Origin of the sequence: Ruegeria arenilitoris, assembly GCF_013035425.1 — a bacterium.
GTDB lineage: Bacteria > Pseudomonadota > Alphaproteobacteria > Rhodobacterales > Rhodobacteraceae > Ruegeria > Ruegeria arenilitoris_A.
Genome location: NZ_WQHX01000008.1, coordinates 100,598 through 121,386, shown reverse-complemented (window position 1 = coordinate 121,386; position 20,789 = coordinate 100,598). Strand labels below are relative to the sequence as shown.

The 20,789-nt window shown below is 53.3% G+C and carries 19 protein-coding genes and 1 riboswitch; of the genes, 16 read left to right on the top strand and 3 right to left on the bottom strand.

The genetic code is table 11. The features are described 5' to 3' along the window. Nucleotides 1-28 precede the first annotated feature (28 nt). The 11 genes from dnaK (at nucleotide 29) to radC (ending at nucleotide 10,312) form a co-directional block, all read left to right on the top strand. On the top strand, nucleotides 29-1,936 hold the full coding sequence (dnaK, locus tag GOV45_RS19390; RefSeq protein ID WP_170480933.1) for a molecular chaperone DnaK: 1,908 nt from the start codon (nucleotides 29-31) through the stop codon (nucleotides 1,934-1,936). Between the two features lie 74 nt (nucleotides 1,937-2,010). Further along, nucleotides 2,011-3,159, top strand: coding sequence for a molecular chaperone DnaJ (gene dnaJ, locus GOV45_RS19385; protein ID WP_170480914.1), 1,149 nt, complete (start codon nucleotides 2,011-2,013; stop codon nucleotides 3,157-3,159). A 206-nt stretch (nucleotides 3,160-3,365) separates the two neighbouring features. Further along, nucleotides 3,366-3,472, top strand: a riboswitch (TPP riboswitch). 42 nt (nucleotides 3,473-3,514) lie between these two features. Next, entirely contained in the window at nucleotides 3,515-4,318 is an 804-nt protein-coding gene (thiD, locus tag GOV45_RS19380) for a bifunctional hydroxymethylpyrimidine kinase/phosphomethylpyrimidine kinase (protein ID WP_170480911.1), read from the top strand. Further along, nucleotides 4,315-5,292 (top strand): FAD-dependent oxidoreductase, encoded by a 978-nt coding sequence (locus GOV45_RS19375; protein ID WP_170480908.1) that lies wholly within the window; start codon nucleotides 4,315-4,317, stop codon nucleotides 5,290-5,292. Before thiD ends, GOV45_RS19375 begins: the two co-directional genes overlap by 4 nt. Beyond that, the gene (thiS, locus tag GOV45_RS19370) at nucleotides 5,276-5,470 is read left to right on the top strand and encodes a sulfur carrier protein ThiS (protein ID WP_170480905.1); all 195 of its coding nucleotides are present in this window, start codon (nucleotides 5,276-5,278) and stop codon (nucleotides 5,468-5,470) included. Before GOV45_RS19375 ends, thiS begins: the two co-directional genes overlap by 17 nt. Before the next feature lie 2 nt (nucleotides 5,471-5,472). Then, the gene (locus tag GOV45_RS19365; RefSeq protein WP_170480901.1) at nucleotides 5,473-6,237 is read left to right on the top strand and encodes a thiazole synthase; all 765 of its coding nucleotides are present in this window, start codon (nucleotides 5,473-5,475) and stop codon (nucleotides 6,235-6,237) included. Further along, nucleotides 6,234-6,830 (top strand): thiamine phosphate synthase, encoded by a 597-nt coding sequence (locus GOV45_RS19360; RefSeq protein ID WP_170480898.1) that lies wholly within the window; start codon nucleotides 6,234-6,236, stop codon nucleotides 6,828-6,830. Before GOV45_RS19365 ends, GOV45_RS19360 begins: the two co-directional genes overlap by 4 nt. After that, nucleotides 6,827-7,792, top strand: coding sequence for a HesA/MoeB/ThiF family protein (locus tag GOV45_RS19355; protein ID WP_170480895.1), 966 nt, complete (start codon nucleotides 6,827-6,829; stop codon nucleotides 7,790-7,792). The genes GOV45_RS19360 and GOV45_RS19355 overlap by 4 nt, the downstream gene beginning before the upstream one ends. A 269-nt stretch (nucleotides 7,793-8,061) precedes the next feature. Next, nucleotides 8,062-8,790 (top strand): ABC transporter ATP-binding protein, encoded by a 729-nt coding sequence (locus tag GOV45_RS19350; protein WP_170481277.1) that lies wholly within the window; start codon nucleotides 8,062-8,064, stop codon nucleotides 8,788-8,790. Continuing rightward, the gene (locus GOV45_RS19345) at nucleotides 8,787-9,521 is read left to right on the top strand and encodes an ABC transporter permease (RefSeq protein ID WP_170480891.1); all 735 of its coding nucleotides are present in this window, start codon (nucleotides 8,787-8,789) and stop codon (nucleotides 9,519-9,521) included. Before GOV45_RS19350 ends, GOV45_RS19345 begins: the two co-directional genes overlap by 4 nt. Nucleotides 9,522-9,556: 35 nt before the next feature. Further along, entirely contained in the window at nucleotides 9,557-10,312 is a 756-nt protein-coding gene (radC, locus tag GOV45_RS19340) for a RadC family protein (RefSeq protein ID WP_170480888.1), read from the top strand. A 3-nt stretch (nucleotides 10,313-10,315) separates the two neighbouring features. Here radC and GOV45_RS19335 read toward each other — a convergent pair whose 3' ends face one another. The 3 genes from GOV45_RS19335 to secA all read right to left on the bottom strand — a co-directional run bounded on the left by GOV45_RS19335 (nucleotide 10,316) and on the right by secA (nucleotide 15,635). Continuing rightward, nucleotides 10,316-11,872 (bottom strand): phosphate ABC transporter substrate-binding/OmpA family protein, encoded by a 1,557-nt coding sequence (locus GOV45_RS19335; protein ID WP_170480886.1) that lies wholly within the window; start codon nucleotides 11,870-11,872, stop codon nucleotides 10,316-10,318. 24 nt (nucleotides 11,873-11,896) lie between these two features. Continuing rightward, a complete protein-coding gene (locus tag GOV45_RS19330; RefSeq protein ID WP_170480883.1) occupies nucleotides 11,897-12,817 on the bottom strand; it encodes a hypothetical protein in 921 nt (306 codons plus the stop codon). Between the two features lie 100 nt (nucleotides 12,818-12,917). Beyond that, the gene (gene secA, locus GOV45_RS19325; RefSeq protein WP_170480881.1) at nucleotides 12,918-15,635 is read right to left on the bottom strand and encodes a preprotein translocase subunit SecA; all 2,718 of its coding nucleotides are present in this window, start codon (nucleotides 15,633-15,635) and stop codon (nucleotides 12,918-12,920) included. A gap of 176 nt (nucleotides 15,636-15,811) precedes the next feature. Between secA and GOV45_RS19320 the strand changes: the two genes are divergently transcribed. From GOV45_RS19320 to GOV45_RS19300, 5 genes are all read left to right on the top strand, one after another. Next, nucleotides 15,812-16,660 (top strand): peptidylprolyl isomerase, encoded by an 849-nt coding sequence (locus GOV45_RS19320; protein ID WP_170480872.1) that lies wholly within the window; start codon nucleotides 15,812-15,814, stop codon nucleotides 16,658-16,660. 7 nt (nucleotides 16,661-16,667) lie between these two features. Beyond that, nucleotides 16,668-17,894 (top strand): bifunctional glutamate N-acetyltransferase/amino-acid acetyltransferase ArgJ, encoded by a 1,227-nt coding sequence (argJ, locus tag GOV45_RS19315; RefSeq protein WP_170480870.1) that lies wholly within the window; start codon nucleotides 16,668-16,670, stop codon nucleotides 17,892-17,894. Then, nucleotides 17,891-18,289 carry an 8-oxo-dGTP diphosphatase MutT gene (gene mutT, locus GOV45_RS19310; protein WP_170480869.1) on the top strand — a complete coding sequence of 133 codons (399 nt, stop codon included), beginning with the start codon at nucleotides 17,891-17,893 and terminating at the stop codon, nucleotides 18,287-18,289. Before argJ ends, mutT begins: the two co-directional genes overlap by 4 nt. Nucleotides 18,290-18,334: 45 nt before the next feature. Beyond that, nucleotides 18,335-18,547, top strand: coding sequence for a hypothetical protein (locus tag GOV45_RS19305; RefSeq protein WP_170480867.1), 213 nt, complete (start codon nucleotides 18,335-18,337; stop codon nucleotides 18,545-18,547). Between the two features lie 248 nt (nucleotides 18,548-18,795). After that, entirely contained in the window at nucleotides 18,796-20,739 is a 1,944-nt protein-coding gene (locus tag GOV45_RS19300; RefSeq protein WP_170481275.1) for an AMP-binding protein, read from the top strand. Nucleotides 20,740-20,789: the final 50 nt, after the last annotated feature.

Here is a 20,789-nt window from a genome sequence, read left to right as displayed (position 1 = left end):
TCGCCTTGAAGAGAAAGGGATTGCAAAAATGGGAAAAGTAATCGGGATCGACCTCGGAACCACGAACTCGTGTGTTGCCATCATGGACGGCTCGCAGCCGAAGGTCATCGAAAATGCCGAAGGGGCGCGGACCACGCCCTCGATCGTCGCGTTTACCGAAGATGAGCGACTGGTCGGTCAGCCTGCAAAGCGACAGGCGGTCACCAACCCCGACAATACGATCTTTGGCGTAAAGCGCCTGATCGGACGTCGTGTGGATGATGCAGAAGTAGAAAAAGATAAGAAGATGGTCCCGTATGCCATCGTCGATGGTGGCAACGGCGACGCGTGGGTCGAAGCCCGCGGCGAAAAATACTCCCCAAGCCAGATTTCGGCCTTCACTCTGGGTAAAATGAAGGAAACCGCCGAAAGCTATTTGGGTGAGGAGGTCACACAAGCCGTAATCACCGTTCCGGCATACTTCAACGATGCTCAACGTCAGGCTACAAAAGATGCTGGTAAAATTGCCGGTCTTGAAGTTCTGCGGATCATCAACGAACCGACAGCGGCTGCACTTGCCTATGGTCTGGACAAAGAAGAAACTCAAACCATTGCGGTTTACGACCTTGGCGGTGGTACTTTTGACGTGACCATTCTGGAAATCGACGACGGCCTGTTCGAGGTCAAATCGACCAATGGTGACACCTTCCTGGGTGGCGAAGACTTTGACATGCGCATCGTCAACTACCTGGCGGATGAGTTCAAAAAGGAACATGGTGTCGATCTGTCCGCCGACAAGATGGCCCTGCAGCGTCTGAAAGAGGCTGCTGAAAAAGCCAAAATCGAACTTTCGTCAACCTCGCAGACCGAAATCAACCAGCCATTTATTTCGATGGGTTCGAACGGTCAGCCGCTGCACATGGTTATGAAGTTGACCCGTGCAAAGCTGGAATCCTTGGTTTCTGACCTGATCAAAAAGTCGATGAAACCCTGTCAGGCCGCTCTGAAAGACGCTGGTCTGTCTGCAGGCGATGTGGACGAAGTTGTTCTTGTCGGCGGCATGACCCGTATGCCGAAAGTGATCGAAGAGGTTACCAAATTCTTCGGTAAGGAACCCCACAAAGGCGTGAATCCGGACGAAGTGGTTGCCATGGGCGCCGCAATTCAGGCCGGTGTTCTGCAGGGCGATGTCAAAGACGTGGTTCTGCTGGACGTTACTCCGCTGTCGCTGGGCATCGAAACGCTTGGTGGCGTGTTCACCCGGCTCATTGACCGTAACACGACGATCCCAACGAAAAAGTCCCAGGTCTTTTCTACGGCCGAAGACAACCAAAACGCCGTAACGATCCGAGTGTTCCAAGGTGAACGTGAAATGGCGACTGACAACAAAATATTGGGTCAGTTCAACCTGGAAGACATCCCGCCCGCACCACGAGGCATGCCTCAGATCGAAGTTACCTTTGACATCGACGCCAACGGTATTGTTTCGGTTTCAGCCAAGGACAAAGGTACCGGCAAGGAACAAAAGATCACCATCCAGGCCTCTGGCGGATTGTCCGATGAAGATATCGAAAAGATGGTCAAGGACGCCGAAGAGAATGCCGAAGCTGACAAGGAACGCCGTGAACTGGTAGACGCCAAAAACCAGGCGGAAAGCCTCATCCACTCGACTGAGAAGTCAATGGAAGAGCATTCCGACAAAGTCGACCCGACCACGATCGAAGCCATTGAACTGGCAATCGCTGCACTGAAGGATGAGTTGGAAACCGAAAATGCCGACAAGATCAAGTCGGGCATCCAAAACGTCACCGAAGCTGCTATGAAGCTCGGCGAAGCTATCTATAAGGCTCAGTCCGAAGAGGCTGATGATGAACCGGCGGCTGCGGACGCTGCTCCGGGCGAAGATGACATCGTCGATGCCGAGTTCGAAGATCTGGACGACGACAAGCGTAACTAACGGAAAGCCGGGCCAATTCGGGCCGGTCCGGTTGCCGGGCCGGCCCGATTACGTTGAGGCAGAAGGACATGCTGATGTCAAAACGCGACTATTACGAAGTGCTCGGCGTGTCCAAGGGCGCTTCGGCGGATGAGATCAAAAAGGGCTTTCGTAGAAAAGCCAAGGAACTTCACCCGGACCGCAACAAGGACAACCCCGACGCAGAAGCGCAGTTCAAAGAGGCTAACGAGGCCTATGATATATTGCGCGATGCCGACAAAAAGGCGGCCTACGACCGTTTCGGTCATGCCGCGTTTGAAAACGGTATGGGAGGCGGAGGCCGCCCCGGCGGTGGGTTCGGCGGTCAGGGAGATTTTTCAAGCGCGTTTTCGGACGTGTTTGATGATCTGTTCGGCGACTTCATGGGCGGTCAAAGGGGCGGCGGCGGTCGTCGTGCTGCGCGGGGTTCGGACCTACGGTATAACCTTCGGGTAACCCTTGAGGAAGCCTTTGGCGGTTTGCAGAAGACCATAAACGTGCCGACGGCAGTTGCCTGTTCGTCTTGTGAAGGTACCGGCGCTGAGGGTGGCGTTGAGCCCACGACCTGCCCGACGTGCTCTGGCATGGGAAAAGTCCGGGCGCAACAGGGTTTCTTTACGGTGGAGCGTACGTGCCCAACCTGTTCGGGGCTTGGCCAGATCATTAAGAACCCGTGTAAGTCGTGCCAAGGTGCTGGTCGCGTCGAAAAAGAACGCGCGTTGTCGGTCAACATTCCCGCAGGTGTTGAAACAGGTACACGCATTCGTCTTGCAGGCGAGGGCGAGGCTGGAATGCGCGGCGGACCTCCGGGTGACTTGTATATATTTGTCGAGGTCTCTGATCATAAACTTTTCGAACGCGACAGCGTGAATCTCTATTGCCGTGTTCCGGTCAGCATGGCTAAGGCGGCGCTGGGCGGCTCGATCGAAGTTCCGACTATCGACGGTGGGCGTGGGCGCGTTCAGATACCAGCAGGCAGCCAATCTGGTCGCCAGATGCGCCTGCGCGGAAAGGGCATGCCGGCCCTGCGCGGCGGCGGCGTTGGCGATATGTTCATCGAGTTAGCGGTGGAAACTCCGGTCAACCTGACAAGCCGCCAAAAGGAAATTCTGAAAGAGTTTGAAGATTTGGGCGAAGACAATCACCCGGAATCTAAAAGCTTCTTTTCGTCTGTAAAGTCATTCTGGGACGGAATGAAAGGCTGAGTCCAACTTGACTCGGCTTTGCCGACACTTCTCATATTTTTGGACCAGATCAATGGGGACAACTAGTTTTGATCTGGTCTCACTGTCTCTGTGGTGGTTGGCGCTATCTGTGAAATGAATCAAGTTCATTTACTCTATTTTTTCCAAATTTGACGATAGAATTTCGTATTTGCGCTTGCACTCAGACTCACCACCTGAGAATGTCCCTCCAACCGTTGGGGTGCCCTGATTGGAGGGCTGAGAGGCGTTGCTGCGTCAACCCATCGAACCTGATCCGGGCAATACCGGCGTAGGGAACGGTCTATTATGCACAGACGTTTTCTAAGTTCGCTTTGCCTTATATTGGAGCAAAGGCATGGCGTACGTAGCTTTGGCAATAGCTGGATCCGACAGCGGCGGGGGCGCGGGCATTCAGGCGGACCTAAAAGCCATGTCCGCGCTTGGCGTTTTTGGCGCCAGCGTAATCACTGCGGTAACCGCTCAAAACACACAGACCGTCAAGGCTGTTCACGGTATCCCACAGGACGTAATTGCAGCACAAATCGAAGCAGTTCTGTCCGATCTTGATGTCGGCGCGATCAAGGTGGGAATGCTTGCAACGCGCGAGATAATCCAGACCGTGGCGATTGGCCTTCAGGGATACGAAGGTCCACTGGTACTTGATCCAGTCATGATCGCAAAGTCCGGAGATGTTCTGTTGCGGCAAGATGCAGTTCGGACGCTACGCGAAACACTGTTGCCGCGCGCAACGGTTTTGACACCCAACTTGCCCGAGGCCGCCCTATTGCTCGATGCCCCTTTGGCGGAATCACCGAAGGAAATGGTAGAACAGGGGTTGGCTTTGTGCGAGTTCGGCGCGGGTGCAGTCCTGATGAAGGGCGGCCACGCAATCGGGGAAACTTGCCACGATCTATTGATTGACTGCAAAGGTATAGTTGGTGAATTCAAGGCCCGACGAAGGAAGACGAAGAATACTCATGGTACGGGATGTACCCTGTCATCTTCCGTTGCTGCAGGGTTGGCAAGTGGGCTTGATTTGAAGCTGGCCACCGCAACTGCACATGCCTACTTGCAGGGCGCGATCGCGCATGCGGACGATTTGAAAATCGGTTCTGGCCACGGTCCAGTTCATCACTTCCATAAGGTTTGGGCGACGTGAGCAAGTGGTCGGTAATTGGTGCCGGAGTGGCGGGCTTGACTGTGGCGTGCGAGCTGTCTGCCAGGGGTGAGTCGGTGACCGTCTATGACACCAAAGGATTGCCCGGAAAGCAAAGTTGTTCGTGGTGGGCAGGTGGCATGTTGGCACCCTGGTGCGAATCCGAAAAGGCGGAAGAACCGGTTCTGAGGCTGGGCCGAAAGGCGATCGCTTGGTGGGCAAACAGAACCGAAATTACAAAAAACGGAACTTTAGTCGTTGCGAACAAGCGCGACGCTCCGGACCTAAAGAGGTTCGGGCGGCGAACCGGGGGTTTCTGCAAGATAAAGGATGTCCAATTGCTAAAGTTAGAGCCTGACCTGACTGGTTTTGACGATGGACTGTTTTTTGCAGAAGAAGCCCATTTGGATCCCAGAAGGGCCCTGCGTGATCTGCATAACTACTTAATCAACCAAGGCGTGAAAATCAGTCGTCAAACTGCACCAAGCAACCTTGGAAACACGATTGACTGCCGGGGGTTGAGTGCTCGGGACGTTCTTAAAGATTTGCGGGGGGTCAAGGGTGAAATGCTTATCATCCGTTGTCCCGACGTACGATTGTCTCGACCTGTGCGACTGTTGCATCCGCGAATACCTCTTTATGTCGTGCCGCGTGGCGACGGCGTCTACATGCTGGGTGCGACCATGATTGAGGCTGAGGATCGTGGTCGCATTACCGCCCGGTCAATGCTGGAATTGCTGAGCGCTGCTTATTCTCTGAACCCCGCCTTTGGTGAGGCAGAAGTTCTGGAAGTTGGTGTCGACTTACGCCCTGCGTTTCCGGACAACCTGCCGCGTATCAGGCGGCGAGGACGCACAATTTACGCCAACGGCCTCTATCGTCACGGGTACTTACTTGCCCCTGCTTTGGCGCAAGGCGTGGCCGACTTGGCGTTGGAAAATAAACACTCGGAGATGGTCGATGAAGATAGTTCTTAATGGTGAGCTTTGTGAAGTTCAGGCAATGAATCTCGCAGAAGTTCTGGTGGAGCGCGGGCTAAACAGTCGCGTCGCTACCGCGGTAAACGAAGAATTTGTGCCATCAGTCATGCGCGCGGGTCATCAGCTAAGGGACGGAGACCGCGTCGAAGTTCTTTCGCCGATGCAGGGAGGCTAATTGTGAAACCTTTTTACGGGACGCAGTTGCCCAGCCGAATGATGCTGGGTACGGCTCAATACCCAAGCCCGGCAGTCCTTGCGCAGGCGTTTCGTGCCAGCAAGGCGAGTGTCGCGACGGTGTCTCTGCGTCGTGAGTCAGGTGCCGGGGAAACTTTCTGGCGGATGATCCAGGACCTGGGCGTGCTGATCCTGCCCAATACAGCTGGATGTCACACGGTTAAAGAGGCCGTGACTACAGCACACATGGCGCGAGAAGTTTTTGATACCAACTGGATCAAGCTGGAAGTCATTGGTCATGCAGATAGTCTGCAGCCAGATGTTTTTCAGCTGGTCGAAGCCGCACGCATATTGGCCGCCGATGGGTTTCAAGTCTTTCCCTACACAACGGAGGATCTGATTGTTGGCGAAAAGCTTTTGGATGCAGGCTGCGAAATATTGATGCCCTGGGGCGCGCCAATTGGATCAGGCCTTGGGCTGAACAATGAATATGCTTTACGGGCCATGCGTGCAGAATTTCCGGATGTCCCAATGGTGATAGACGCGGGGATAGGCTTGCCTAGCCATGCGGCTCATGCGATGGAACTGGGCTTTGATGCTGTGCTGATGAACACCGCAGTAGCCCATGCGGGTGATCCAGTGGAAATGGCACGAGCTATGGCGCAGGCAATTGAGGCGGGGACGAAAGCCCATCGGGCTGATCCCATTGAAGCTCGCGACATGGCAGAACCGTCCACGCCGGTTATCGGGAAGGCCTTTTTAACATGAATTTGGCCCGGTTTTACCCGATATTCGATAACTCGGATTGGTTGCGTAGAATGCTGCCTTTCGGGATAAAGCTTGTTCAGCTTCGCATCAAAAACCAGCCAAAAAGCAAGGTCTGCGAAGAAATCGCGATTTCACGCGAACTTTGCCAGAGCCAAGGCGCTGTTCTGGTGATTAACGACTACTGGCAAGAAGCGATCGATGCGGGGTGCGATTGGGTTCATCTTGGACAGCAGGATTTGGACGGGGCCGATCTTGCGGCGATCAAGAAGGCCGGCTTAAAACTCGGCGTATCGACCCATGACGATCTAGAGCTTGAAAGAGCTTTGGCAATAAACCCCGACTATGTGGCATTTGGTCCGATTTATCCGACGGTTCTCAAGAAGATGAAGTGGCGCCAACAAGGTCTGCCGCGTGTAACAGAATGGAAGTCACGAGTTGGCAGTATCCCATTGGTTGGGATAGGCGGCATGAGCGTTGAACGCGCGCCAGGGGTCTTGGCCGCCGGTGCGGATGTTGTTTCGGCGGTGACAGACATAACGCTGAACTCGAATCCTGAGTCACGTTTAATCCAATGGATTGAGGCGACTAGGTGAACCGGTACCAGCGTCAAACAATACTGCCGGAAGTGGGCGCGCATGGACAAAAATGTTTGTCCGAAGCCCGTGTTTTGATTGTGGGTGCTGGCGGGTTGGCCGCGCCAGTCTTGCAACTGCTCGCAGGGGCCGGATTAGGACATCTGACAATCGTTGATGGCGATGTTGTGGCACTATCGAACTTGCATCGCCAAACGTTGTTCAGCGAAACCGATTGCGGGCGACCCAAGGCACAAGTCGCGGCAGAACGATGCCGTGCGATAAACAGTGAAATCACAACCAACGTTCTGGAACAGGCTCTAACACCGTACATTGCGCCAGAATTGGTTGCTGACTCCGATGTTGTTTTGGATTGTGCGGACAGCTACGCTGCTAGTTACACGCTGTCTGATGTGTGTTTTACGCTAAAAAAGCCGCTTATCAGTGCCTCGGCCCTTGGTCTGTCCGGTTACGTTGGCGGGTTTTGTGGTGGCTCTCCGTCTCTGCGAGCGCTTTTCCCAGATGCTCCTGATACCTTGGCGAGCTGCGCGACAGTGGGTGTGTTGGGTCCGGTCGTAAGCATGATTGGGGCCATGCAGGCGCAAATGGCTCTGAATAAACTTCTTAGTTTTGACCCTTCGCCGTTGGGACAGTTAGTACAGTTTGATGCCCGGACCGGCCGCAGCACAGTATTTCGTTTTGACGATGCGCCTGAACCTGAGCGGTATTTCTCATTTGTCTCAGCCAATCAAATGTCCGAGCGCGATCAAATTATCGAATTGCGCGACACACTTGAGGCACCAGTGCCGATTCATCCGTCCGCAGCACGAATCTCTGTCGGTGAGCTTCAGAAATTAGCCCCTAAACAAGGCCAAAGACTGGTTTTGTGCTGCGCGACGGGTCTGCGTGCTTGGCGTGCTGCAGAGTCGGTTCAATCAATTTGGTCAGCTGAGATCGTTCTGGCCGCAGCTTCGGCTTTGTGAGCAAAGGGCAATACTGGAAATGACAACCAAAATCACAAATGACCGAACACGAGCAATTAAATGAGCAAGCAAAATCGTCGCCGTGTATCGTTTTCGAAATTTTTCGCGACGGTTTTGCGTTCCATAGGTGTGTTTTTCAGAGTTTGGCCCATTCCAACGCCCAATTTAACAACGTGTGTGGGGTTGTTGGTTATTCCGATATCGGCAAACTTGCCAACAGGAAATGCATTGAAGCCGCGTACACGCAAATGCCATTTGGACGCAAAGCTGTGACGAAGGCGCCTTCTCTGACAATCAGTGGTGCGGCGAAAATCCGTGGTGCTCCTTTGTTCGGTACCTTGAATCTGACTCTGGCTGCCGGGCAATGGAATTGCCTTCTGGGAGCGTCAGGAGTGGGCAAGACCACCGTTCTGCGCCTGATCGCGGGACTTGCAACCAAAGCGAAATTTTCCGGACAAATCACAGCAGGCGATGAGCAGCCAATTTCTGGTCGAGTCGCCTACATGGCCCAGAATGACCTGCTGCTACCTTGGGCGACCGTGACTCAAAACGTGTCCTTGGGCGCGCGCTTGCGGGGTGAAAAACCAGATTCTGACCGTCAGGATCACCTGATCAAGCGGATGGGTCTACAAGACCACCGGAACAAAAAACCCGGTGCTTTGTCTGGTGGTCAGCGTCAACGTGTTGCCCTAGCTCGCACTTTGATGGAGGACTGCCCCTTCGTTTTATTGGACGAGCCATTTTCAGCACTTGATGCACGCACCCGCGCAGATATGCAGGACTTGGCGAGCGAGGCCCTGCAGGGCCGCACAGTGTTGCTTGTAACTCATGACCCTGGCGAGGCTTCCCGGCTTGGACATTCGATCACGGTCATGACGGAACAACGTCTAATACGGTTTCAGCCACCGAATACATTGCCGCCGCGGAACGTTGATGATCTTTCAACGCTGGAAGTTCAAGGAGCATTGCTGCGCCTGCTACGGAAGGATGCGGCTTGAAATATCTTTCCGGTTTTTTCGCCGTTCTATTCGGGCTTGCGGTTTGGCAGGCCTTTGTCGAACTGACTGGGCTGCCCAAATTTATCTTGCCGGGTCCGGTACGGGTCGCCGATACTTGGTGGCAGAACCGCTGGCTGATCGCCGAGCACGCATGGGCAACAGCGGTCGAGGTTGTTGTCGCTCTGCTCTGCGGTACCGCCCTGGGCGTCGCCACCGCGCTACAACTTGCCAGTTCGCGTATTGCCCGGATGTTGGTTCAGCCCGTACTGGTCTTTAGTCAATCTCTGCCGGTTTTTGTTCTTGCCCCTCTGTTGACCCTTTGGCTGGGTTACGGACTTTGGTCCAAAGTGGCGATGGCGGTTCTTATCATTTACTTTCCAATTACTTCGTCATTCTTCGACGGGTTAATGAGGACTCCGTCCGGTTACCTTGATCTGGCTCGCGTTATGCAAATTGGCCCCAAGGCGGTGCTTTGGCACATCCGAATTCCTGCAGCTTTACCTTCGCTGGCCACGGGGCTGCGTCTGGCGGCAATTTATGCCCCGATTGGGGCAGTTATTGGCGAATGGGTTGGGTCGGCACAGGGTTTGGGCTATCTGATGCTGCTTGCAAACGGTCGCGCCAAGACCGACCTGATGTTCGCAGCGATGCTTACACTTGGTGTATTTTCGATCACCTTGCATTTGATCGCTCACCACGCGACGGCTCGACTGATAGGCGAAAGCCGTTAACCTTTCAGAAACTGATTCTGCCGCAAATTTCAAACATGACACAGGACGCCTTTGCTGAAGCACCGACGCTATTTGAAATTGACGAAGCCCCGGTACAGCCGCTGCCTTCTGGTAAGTTGCCATCTTACATCAAGGATCACCGCAAAAGGCTGCGCGAACGGTTCATGTCAGGCGGTTCGGCCGCTATGCCGGACTATGAATTGCTGGAACTTGTACTGTTCCGTTCGATTCCACGGCAGGACGTTAAGCCGTTGGCGCGGGTTTTGATGGACACTTTCGGTGACTTCAACCGTGTTTTAACGGCACCAGAAGAACGGTTGCGAAAGGTGAAAGGCGTAGGCGACACGGTGATCACCGACCTGAAATTACTCGAGGCTTGCGCGCATCGAATGGCGCGCGCGCGCGTTATTCAGAGGCATGTGATTTCCGGATGGGACGCCTTGCTAGACTATTGCCACACAACGATGGCCCATCGAGAGACAGAACAATTTCGCGTCTTCTTTTTGGACCGAAAAAATGTCCTGATCGCTGATGAGGAACAAGCAAAGGGCACAGTTGACCACGTACCGGTTTATCCGCGCGAGGTTGCCAAACGCGCGCTCGAGCTAAACGCCTCAGCATTGATTCTGGTTCATAACCATCCGTCAGGTGATCCGACGCCGTCGCAATCTGATATCGAAATGACAAACCGAATTCAGGACGCATGCTTGGCGCTAGGTCTTACACTGCATGATCATTTGATAATCGGAAAATCGACTGAGCTGAGTTTTCGGGCCAAAGGATATTTGTAAGGTCTATTGGATCCAGATTTCGACCCTGCGATTGATCTTTTTCCCCCATTCGGTGTCGTCACAGGCCATAGGCATTGCTTCGCCGAACCCTACGGTGGTTAGTTCGGTACTGTCTGGAATTGCTGTTTCAACCGCAGCCAGAACAGCATTTCTAACGGTGTTTGCCCTGAGTTTCGCTATTTGTGCATTCGAAGAAGCTGGTCCCTCGCCGTCGCTGAAACCAACAAAAGTCAGTTTGCGTGCATCGAACACGCCTCCCTCGAGAGCCTGCGCCAGTTGTAATATGTTAGATCGGGATTGAGCATCCGGGCGCGAGGATCCGGTCTCAAATCGAAATGAAAGAGTCAGCCTGGACATTGGGCGTAAGACTTCAATCATGCGTTGCAGTTCATCAAGACCAACTTCGGCTCCGCCAGAAGCAATCGAATTTGCAAGGCGATCGCCCTGCAGCCCTATGCGTATTGTTTCTGGTTCCTGATCGACCAGCCCTGCTTTGCGGATCACGACTTGGGCCGCAGGAGTTTGCGTATAAGCTAAAAACTGTCGGGTAATTCGAGGCAGGCGATATTGCGGAAGATACAAGAACATAGGCGCGGTCAGTGGGTAATCTTCGGTCTTCACCGATTTGCGTGTGGCGGTAATTTCATGCCCGCATCCTCCTGACAGTGCCAGGGCGCGTGCATCCCCGATTTCCGCAAGACTGCCGATCGCGATAGAAAATGGGTCATTGACGACGGTTTGGGTCAACTTACGAATTTGAGTGTGCCTAATGACATCATCGGAAAGTGTTGTTTTTGACGGGAATAGCAACTGATCGTCAACGGCTTGTGCAAGTCCCGAACCATTTGGAGGTAAGTGCAAAGAAATCGGAGCGTCTGGCCCCCCTAACTCTGACCAGTTCGCAATATCGCCAGCAAAAACGCGCACCAGATCTGATAGCGAAATATTTTGCACGGGATTGTCTGAGGAAACCATTGGCACAATGGCGTCCAGCGCCAAAACACGTGACCGTACTGGATGGGAAAGATCACCCAGGCCAGCTGCCTTGGCCGCATCCATCTCAGATTGTCGAACCTCTCGCTGAGCAAGAACAACATCTGCCTTGTTGTTGACGAGGTCTTCAAATCCGCCGCCTGTATCTGTTGAGCGGATAAAAAATTTGGCCAACGCCGCCTTGCGATCGGATTGAAGCAGACCATAAATAGTTTCCCGACCGTCTACTTCTTGGCGGCTGACGGTCAGGTTTTCTCGTTGTGCAAAGTCCTTTAACAATGCTGGCAAAAGTGCTTCCGCCATTACGGAAGAACCGGAGAACCGAATTTCAGCAACGTAGTCGATCAAATTTGGACACGCTGGGCCATCACAGGTCACGCCAGAGCCATCGATCGTCAGTTCGCCAAACTGGGTTTCCAATCGATAGAACTCACCGTCGTAACCCAAAAGAGTTCCGACTACTTCGACCTTGCCGTCATGCGAAGTCAGAGTGATGTCTTGAGCGAGTGTGCTGGTTGCGGCGACTACGCCGATCAGCGCAATAATCGCCGCACGAAAAATTGCCATTTTTGCCCGTTGACCTGACTGCCCTTACTTTGCGGCGATTGTCAGGTCTTGAAGCAGATTATTCAACACCAGAAAGTCCTCTGAAGTTGAACAGTCAGGCAGTGTCACTGTTAGGTCTCGGGATCGCAGGCGCCGGTCGCCCCGAAGCTCCAGCGTCTGCACGTTCAACGCGCTACCGCAATTGGCTTCGGTTACTTCTGCTTCCAGACTCAGTGCTATTTCGCCTGTCGGCGTTTCGGGTCCGTTGGGGTAAGAATAAATCTGGGCCTGGCGCGTCCCTGAATTTTCAGGTTGACCTAAATGAATTACCGAACCTGTACCATTGGATTCCGAACTTGCCCAAACGTGGCCGTCGTCCCCATAACTTGCGCCAAACTCCAGCGCGTGTAGTTGTAGTTCGGTCTCGCCTTGCCACTGCAAAGCCACACGTTCAAATGCCTCAATATCGGGAACATGCGTCGTTGCAACTGTACCTTTGTCATCGCCAAAAGAGATCAGGAAAATCGCATATTCAGAGAGAGCTGGAACAGTCAGTTTCAGTGTGCCGTTAGCATCGGTGGACGCAGTAAAAGTAAGGCCGCTGTGAAGGATCTGGACTTGCTCGTTCTGATGGCACGGAGCTTTTAACGTCAAACGTGCCGAGGCGTCAGGTGCTGCCGTCGCTCGAGCATTCAGGGAACAATTCGTTTGTGGAACAGGTTGCGCACGCTGCAAGCCCCTTTGAGGCCCGAACGCCAAAGTTGGACTATGAGACGGCGTCGGAGAAGACGTTAAAGTAATTCTTTCAAGTCCGGCCAGCACCGAAGCTTGATCAGATTCCGTTAGTTCACCAACAGCTTCGACTTGGTCGGCCCGTCCTGCAGAACCATTCTGCATCAGATAACCAATTGCCAGGGCGCATGCCACAGTGCCACCCATGGTCACGTAGTTTCTTACAACAAACAATTCACCATCCCCAATAACCGGAGCGACTCTGACTCTCTTTAACAATCACGGCTTATATGTGGCCGTGCGGCGGAGTCATTGTGTCCGGAATTGGGCTGGTTTAAGTCAGGCGCCCATGACAGTGCTTAAACTTCTTTCCAGATCCGCAGGGGCATTTGTCGTTACGCGACGGATTGCCCCAAGTTGATGGATCGTCTTCTACAAATCCAGGCAAAGCATCACCCGAAGCTTCGGCCTCTGCTACTGCTTCGGCTCGATTTGTCGCCTGATCCACCGCCTGTTGTGCCTGAGCCTGTTGCGCTGCCATCTGCGCTAGCATTTCCTTCTGTTCTTCTTCGGTCAGAGGGCGAACACGCGACAATTGCTGTGTGACGGTTTCGCGCAGGCCGTCAAGCATGCCCTCGAAAAGCTGGAAGCTCTCATTCTTGTACTCATTCAGCGGATCACGCTGGGCGTAGCCGCGGAACGCAACAACTGAACGCAGGTGCTCCAACGTCAGCAGATGCTCTCGCCATTTGGTGTCAATTGTCTGCAACAGAACCTGCTTTTCGATGTTTCGCATGTTTTCCGGACCAAAGGCGACTGCCTTCTGAGCCATCATTTCGTCGGCTGCTTTGACCAAACGCTCGCGTATTTCTTCGTCGTCCACGCCTTCTTCGGCTGCCCAGTCCTGAACCGGAGCATCGATGGTCAGCTTTTCTTTAACGGCTTCGTACAGACCGTCTACATCCCATTGGTCAGCATATGTTTTTGGCGGCATAAATTCGTCGATCAGGTCTTCGATCACCTGCTCGCGCATGTCCGAAACGATATCTGACAGGTCGTCCGAGGACATAATCTCGCGCCTTTGGCTAAATATTACCTTGCGCTGATCGTTCATGACATCGTCGAACTTGAGGACGTTTTTGCGCATGTCGAAGTTTCGCCCTTCGACCTTGGACTGAGCGCGTTCCAGTGACTTGTTTACCCACGGGTGGATAATCGCCTCACCTTCTTTCATTCCCAACGTGGTCAACACCTTGTCCAGTCTTTCCGAGCCAAAGATGCGCATCAGATCGTCTTCGAGGCTCAGGTAGAAAACAGTGCGACCCGGATCGCCCTGCCGGCCTGACCGGCCACGCAGCTGGTTGTCGATGCGGCGACTTTCATGACGCTCTGAGGCCATGACGTACAGACCCCCGGCGTCCAGTACTTTTTCTTTTTCTTCAGCATGCCGCGCTTCTTCGGCAGCGCGCAGCTCGGCCGGATCAGCTTCGGGATTTTCAGCCAAGGCCTGCAAAACCTTCAACTCGACATTTCCGCCTAGTTGAATATCTGTACCTCGACCAGCCATATTCGTGGCGATGGTAACCGCACCCAAACGGCCAGCGTCTGCCACGATTTGCGCTTCTTTCTCGTGTTGACGAGCATTCAGGACGTTGTGCTCGATACCTTCTTTGGTCAACAGCTGGCTGAGCAGTTCTGACTTTTCGATGGATGTCGTACCCAACAAAACCGGTTGGCCTTTGTCGGCGGCCTTTTTGGTTTGCTGGATCATAGCGTCGTATTTTTCCGCAGCGGTGCGATAGACTTGGTCGTCGCGATCCTCGCGTGCGATTGGTTTGTTCGTGGGTACTTCGACGACGCCAAGACCGTAAATCTCGGCAAACTCTTCAGCTTCGGTCAAAGCGGTCCCGGTCATGCCGCTTAGTTTTTCATAAAGGCGGAAGTAATTTTGGAACGTCACGCTTGCAAGGGTCACGTTTTCAGGTTGAATTTGAACACCTTCCTTGGCTTCGATGGCTTGGTGCAAACCTTCCGACAGACGTCGCCCTGGCATCATGCGCCCAGTGAACTCATCAATCAAAACGACATTACCATCCCGAACGATGTAGTCCTTATCTCGCACGAACAGTTTGTGCGCACGCAGTCCCTGATTGACATGGTGCACTACAGTCGTGCTTTCTGGGTCGTAGAGCGAGTGACCTTCGGGAAGCAGACCTGCAGCGATCAGCTGTTGCTCGAGAAATTCGTTGCCTTCGTCCGTGAACGTCACGTTTCTGGTCTTTTCGTCCAGTGTAAAGTGTTCTTCGTTAAGGGTCGGGATCACGGCATCGATTGCAGTGTACAAGTCCGAGCGATCCTGAGAGGGGCCTGAGATAATAAGAGGTGTTCGCGCCTCGTCGATCAGGATCGAATCAACTTCGTCCACGATCGCGAAGTTGTGGTGCTTTTGGTAAACCTGGTTCAGGTCCGCCTTCATATTGTCGCGAAGGTAGTCAAATCCCAGTTCGTTGTTGGTGGTATAGGTGACGTCGCAATTATAAGCAGCCATCTTCTCGTCGTCGGGTTGGCCGGACCAAATTACACCAGTTGTCATGCCCACGGCATTGAATACGTTGCCCATCCACTCGGCATCTCGTTTGGCCAAGTATTCGTTTACCGTAACAACGTGAACACCTTTACCCGTCAATGCGTTCAGATAAGCAGGGAAAGTAGCGACCAGAGTCTTGCCTTCACCTGTTTTCATCTCGGATATGTTGCCTTGGTGCAGGAAGGCGCCGCCCATCAACTGTACATCAAATGCACGCAGGCCCAAAGCTCGCTTCGCACCCTCCCGCACATTTGCGAACGCCTCTGGCATCAGGTCATCCAGGCTTTCGCCGCCCAGCGCGCGCTTACGCAATTCTTCGGTTTTTTCCTTCAGGCCTTCATCCGACAGTTTTTCAAACTCTGGCTCCATCGCGTTGATCTTTTCGATCAGGGGGCGGGTCGCCTTGATCTTGCGGTCGTTCGGTGTTCCGAACACCTTTTTGGCGAGCGTTCCGAGTCCCAGCATGTTCACTCCAGCGGATCAAATCTTGTCTTGGTTGCGACAGGCTTGCCCACCTTGCGCGCAACCCATAGATACGGGGGGTGAAAGGCGGCCCTGTCCAAGGCTTCAAAGCGATGTAAGCGGCAGGTTCCAGAGTGTCAACGCCGCGCCCTGTCGTGGCAAGAAAATAGGATGATTCCATGCCCAAAGGCCTCACTTTTTTGCCATCGTTGGCATTTGCTGCCGTGATGGCGCTGCCGCTTGTCGCTGAAACCAAGCCAGATGCGAAAACAGTTGCGGCCCGCGTCAATGGTGACGAGATCACATTGGGTCACGTCATTGCAACGACTGCAAACCTGCCGCAGCAGTACCAGCAGTTGGAGGATGAGGTTTTATACGACTTTATTCTCGAGCAGTTGGTTCAGCAGCAACTTCTAAGCCAGCAGCAAGAGAACCTGACCCAAAGAAATGCCCTGACGTTGGAAAACGAGTCGCGATCACTGCTTGCTGTGCAAACCGTGAATGCCATCACCGAAACAGAAGTCACCGAAGAGGCAATTCAGGCCGCTTATGATGCGCGGTTCGCAGATTTTGAAGGCGACGACGAGTTCGACGCAAGCCATATCCTTGTGGAAACCGAAGATGAGGCCAAGGCAATAAAGGCTCAGCTCGAAGATGGAGCAGACTTTGCGGAAATGGCAAAAGAGAAGTCCACGGGCCCCTCTGGTCCGAATGGCGGTGCACTTGGTTGGTTCGGGAAAGGACAGATGGTTCCTGAGTTTGAATCTGCGGTCGTCGAACTGGAAAAGGGTCAAGTTTCGGAACCGGTGCAAACCCAATTTGGCTGGCACCTTGTGATTCTGAATGACCGGCGCAAATCAAAGGCACCTGAACTCGACGCTATTCGTGAAGAATTGGCTCAAACCATTCGGCAGGACGCTATCCAGGCCCGGTTGGACGAATTGACCGAACAGTCCAAAATCGAACGCCCTGAAATTGAGGGCGCCGGTCCGGAAATTATCCGTCAGTTGGACCTAATTCAGGAGTAGACCAAACGTGGCCGCGATCACCAAAGTTTCCCCGCTTGCTCCAGCGGGCTTTCCAGAATTGCCATCGATCGATGGCGTGCGATTTGCCACGGTTGAGGCTGGAGTACGCTACCGGGGTCGCACAGACGTCATGTTGGCAGTTTTGGACCCCGGCACTTCGATTGCCGGAGTTTTTACGCGTTCAGCAACCCGTGCAGCACCAGTTCTCGACTGTCAGGAAAAAATTGGCGGCGCCAACGATAAGCCGGCAGCAATTCTTGTGAACTCAGGCAACGCAAACGCGTTTACGGGTCAATACGGTCAGACTTCGGTGACGGAGTTGACACAGGCCGTCGCCAAAGCCACCGGCGTGCCAATTGAAAGGGTATTCACATCGTCGACAGGCGTCATTGGCGAGCCATTACCCCACGATAGAATTGTCTCAAAGCTTGAAGCGCTTAAATCTCGGCTCAGTCGCCACGCGATTGAAGATGCCGCCCGGGCAATTATGACCACCGACACATTTCCCAAGGGGGCCAGTACAAAGGTCGAAATCGGTGGAAAAACAGTCTCTATTGCAGGGATAGCCAAGGGGTCGGGAATGATCGCGCCAGATATGGCGACGATGCTGGTATACATATTCACGGATGCGGTGGTGAAACAATCAGAGTTGCAAAGCCTGTTGAGCACTCAAACAGATCGAACTTTTAACTGTATAACCGTCGATAGTGACACGTCGACATCTGACACGTTACTGCTGTGTGCAACCGGCGCTTCCGGCGCGGACGTAACCGGGAGCGCGGAATTTGCCCAAGCGCTGGAAACCGTAATGCTGGACTTGGCTCAGCAAGTCGTCCGCGACGGAGAAGGTGCAACGAAGTTCGTGGAGGTCCGCGTTACAGGAGCCGTTTCGGACGGCGATGCCAAGGTCCACGGATCGGCAATTGCCAACTCACCGCTTGTGAAAACTGCAATAGCAGGCGAAGACCCGAATTGGGGCCGTGTTGTAATGGCGATCGGAAAATCAGGAGCGGCAGCAGACCGCGACAAGTTGAGTATTTCCTTTGGTGATATTCTGGTGGCTGAAAACGGCTGGGTCAGCCCGGGTTACCGTGAGGAAGACGCCGCAGATTATATGAAAGGTCAGGACCTGGTTATTGCCGTCGATCTTGGGCTGGGCGATGGAGCATCCACTGTTTGGACCTGTGACCTGACCCACGGCTACATCGAGATAAACGCGGATTATCGCTCGTGAAGACCATATTAGTCTCTGCAGTTGCCCTGATTGATATCGAAGGAAGGGTGTTGTTGGCGCAGCGCCCCGAAGGTAAATCCATGGCCGGCTTGTGGGAATTTCCCGGAGGCAAGATCGAACATGGTGAAACGCCAGAATCCGCGCTGATCCGCGAATTGCACGAGGAACTTGGCATCGATACTTGGGCCTCGTGCCTGGCGCCGCTCACTTTTGCCAGCCACAGTTATGATGACTTCCATCTGCTGATGCCACTCTTTGCCTGCCGCAAATGGGAAGGTATACCGCAGTCCAAAGAAGGTCAGGCGCTGAAGTGGGTCCGCGCGCAAGATTTACGCAATTATCCGATGCCTGCAGCAGACGTGCCATTGATTCCGATTTTGCGGGATTGGTTGTGAGTGTGAAGTAATTGAAACCCAGCGGTTATTTTGATGTGATTTTTCATGACTAAAAAATTTACAATTCTATCAGGCGTACTGCTAATCGCTTTGATCTGCTATTTGCCATTTGAACTTAACGAGTGCGACGAGATGATGAAGGAACATGGGGATGTCTTCATCTGCCTGCCAATCACTTTTGTTGCGATTCCAGTCTTTGCCGTGGTTTTTCTTGTGCTGTTGGCGCTTCTTCTGAGATCAAAGAGACGAATGCAATAAAATACAATTTTTTCATGCCGACTTGACTGCCTTTTTTACAGATCCGCCGCCACTCTGCGCTTTGCGCACCCTGTTACAATTCGTAAGAATTGAGAAAACATCAGGAAAAAGTTGACGCTGATCGTTCTTGTGTTCCTAATCGGGACGCAGGCGGCCGGGGTATGGTCCGGACCCGCCATTTCCGACCCTGGGAGGGGTTGGACAGGGAGGAAAAAAGATTGGCTCAGACGCTGTCGGGCGCCGAAGGGATGTATTCTCTTCCGGCGCTGCTTCATCGCAATGCGACTCAATTTGGCGATGCCCCGGCCTATCGGGAAAAAGAGTTTGGAATCTGGCAATGCTGGTCCTGGGCTGAAACAGCCAAAGAGGTTCGGTCGATTGCATTGGGTTTTCTTGAAATTGGCGTCGAAAAAGGGGACCACATTGCCGTGATCGGACGCAACCGTCCGGCACATTATTGGTCGATGGTAGCGGCGCAAATGGTGGGCGCCGTGCCAGTGCCGCTTTATCAGGAATCCGTCGCTGAAGAGATGGCTTATGTGATGGAGCACTGCGGCGCAAAGTACGTAGTATGCGGCGATCAGGAGCAGGTCGACAAAGTTATCGAGATCCAGCAAAACCTGCATCAGGTCAAACATATCCTCTACACCGACAAGCGGGGGATGCGGAAATACGACCACAGCCAGATGAATGCTTTGTCCGACATCATGGCCGAGGGAAGCGCCGGGCACGCGAGATTTGATGCCGAACTGGACAAACGTATCTCTGAAATCACTTACGACGACACTTGTGTAATGCTTTATACGTCGGGCACCACGGGCAAGCCCAAGGGCGTAGTATTGTCGAACCGGAACGTTATCGAAAGCGCTAAGAATTCGTCGGACTTTGATCACCTGAACCAGAAAGAGGATATACTTTCCTATTTACCAATGGCTTGGGTCGGGGATTTCATTTTTTCGATCGGACAGGCCTATTGGTGCGGGTTCTGCGTAAATTGCCCCGAAAGTGCCGATACGATGATGACCGATCTGCGTGAGATCGGGCCGACATATTTCTTTGCTCCGCCGCGTGTATTCGAAACTCAGCTAACAAACGTCATGATTAGGATGGAGGATGCGAGCAATCTGAAGCAGCGGATGTTCCGTTATTTTATGGCGCACGCGAAGAAAGTGGGTGGCCGTCTGCTTGACGGTGGTCAAGTAGGACTTGCCGATCGCATGAAATATGCATTGGGCAATTTGCTGGTATACGGACCGCTGAAAGACACCTTGGGATACGGTCGATTCAGGGTCGGCTATACGGCAGGCGAAGCGATCGGGCCTGAAATTTTCGACTTTTATCGGTCACTGGGAATAAATCTAAAACAGCTATACGGTCAGACCGAAGCAACTGTATTTATTACTATTCAGCCGGACGGCGAGGTCCGAGCTGACACTGTGGGCGTGCCAGCGCCGGACGTCGAACTGAAAATCGACGATACAGGTGAGATTCACTATCGCTCGCCCGGGGTGTTTGTCGAATATTTCAAGAACCCCGAGTCTACTGCGTCAACAAAGGATGCTGAAGGATGGGTTGCCACAGGCGATGCCGGATTTATCGAAGAAGAATCCGGCCATCTGCGTATTATCGACCGCGCTAAAGATGTCGGCAAAATGGCTGACGGATCGATGTTTGCCCCCAAGTATGTTGAAAACAAACTAAAGTTTTATCCTGACATCCTTGAGGTCGTTCTGTTCGGCAATGGAAAAGACCGTTGCGTAGCTTTTATCAATATTGACCTGACGGCCGTGAGCAATTGGGCGGAACGGAACAACGTAGCTTATGCCTCCTATCAGGAATTAACCGGCCACCCCCGAGTATTAGAGACCATACGCAGCCATGTTAAAGAGGTGAACAAGTCAGTTGCAGCAGACGAGATGCTATCGGGCTGTCAGGTGCACCGCTTTGTGGTTCTACACAAAGAACTGGATGCCGATGATGGCGAAATGACCAGAACCCGAAAAGTGCGCCGTCGCTTTGTCGAAGAAAAGTTTCAGGACATCATAGATGCGCTCTATGACGGTTCAAAAACCGTATCTACGACCACTGAAGTCACATACGAAGACGGTCGCAAGGGTTCGATCAGTGCAACCTTAGAAATCGTCGATGCGCCAGTTGTAAAGTCTACTGAACACAGGGTGGCCGCAGAATGATTGCCCACAGTGCGCCTCTCGACCTGCTGTCGCCGCCTCATTCGGTTTCC

Excerpts from the sequence above, each read along its gene's own strand:
- dnaK (WP_170480933.1), top strand. The coding sequence starts at position 29 with ATGGGAAAAGTAATCGGGATCGACCTCGGAACCACGAACTCGTGTGTT.
- GOV45_RS19300 (WP_170481275.1), top strand. The coding sequence starts at position 18,796 with ATGTATTCTCTTCCGGCGCTGCTTCATCGCAATGCGACTCAATTTGGC.
- GOV45_RS19320 (WP_170480872.1), top strand. The coding sequence starts at position 15,812 with ATGCCCAAAGGCCTCACTTTTTTGCCATCGTTGGCATTTGCTGCCGTG.
- GOV45_RS19335 (WP_170480886.1), bottom strand. The coding sequence starts at position 11,872 with ATGGCAATTTTTCGTGCGGCGATTATTGCGCTGATCGGCGTAGTCGCC.
- GOV45_RS19360 (WP_170480898.1), top strand. The coding sequence starts at position 6,234 with ATGAATTTGGCCCGGTTTTACCCGATATTCGATAACTCGGATTGGTTG.
- radC (WP_170480888.1), top strand. The coding sequence starts at position 9,557 with ATGACACAGGACGCCTTTGCTGAAGCACCGACGCTATTTGAAATTGAC.
- thiS (WP_170480905.1), top strand. The coding sequence starts at position 5,276 with ATGAAGATAGTTCTTAATGGTGAGCTTTGTGAAGTTCAGGCAATGAAT.
- dnaJ (WP_170480914.1), top strand. The coding sequence starts at position 2,011 with ATGTCAAAACGCGACTATTACGAAGTGCTCGGCGTGTCCAAGGGCGCT.
- secA (WP_170480881.1), bottom strand. The coding sequence starts at position 15,635 with ATGCTGGGACTCGGAACGCTCGCCAAAAAGGTGTTCGGAACACCGAAC.
- GOV45_RS19305 (WP_170480867.1), top strand. The coding sequence starts at position 18,335 with ATGACTAAAAAATTTACAATTCTATCAGGCGTACTGCTAATCGCTTTG.
- thiD (WP_170480911.1), top strand. The coding sequence starts at position 3,515 with ATGGCGTACGTAGCTTTGGCAATAGCTGGATCCGACAGCGGCGGGGGC.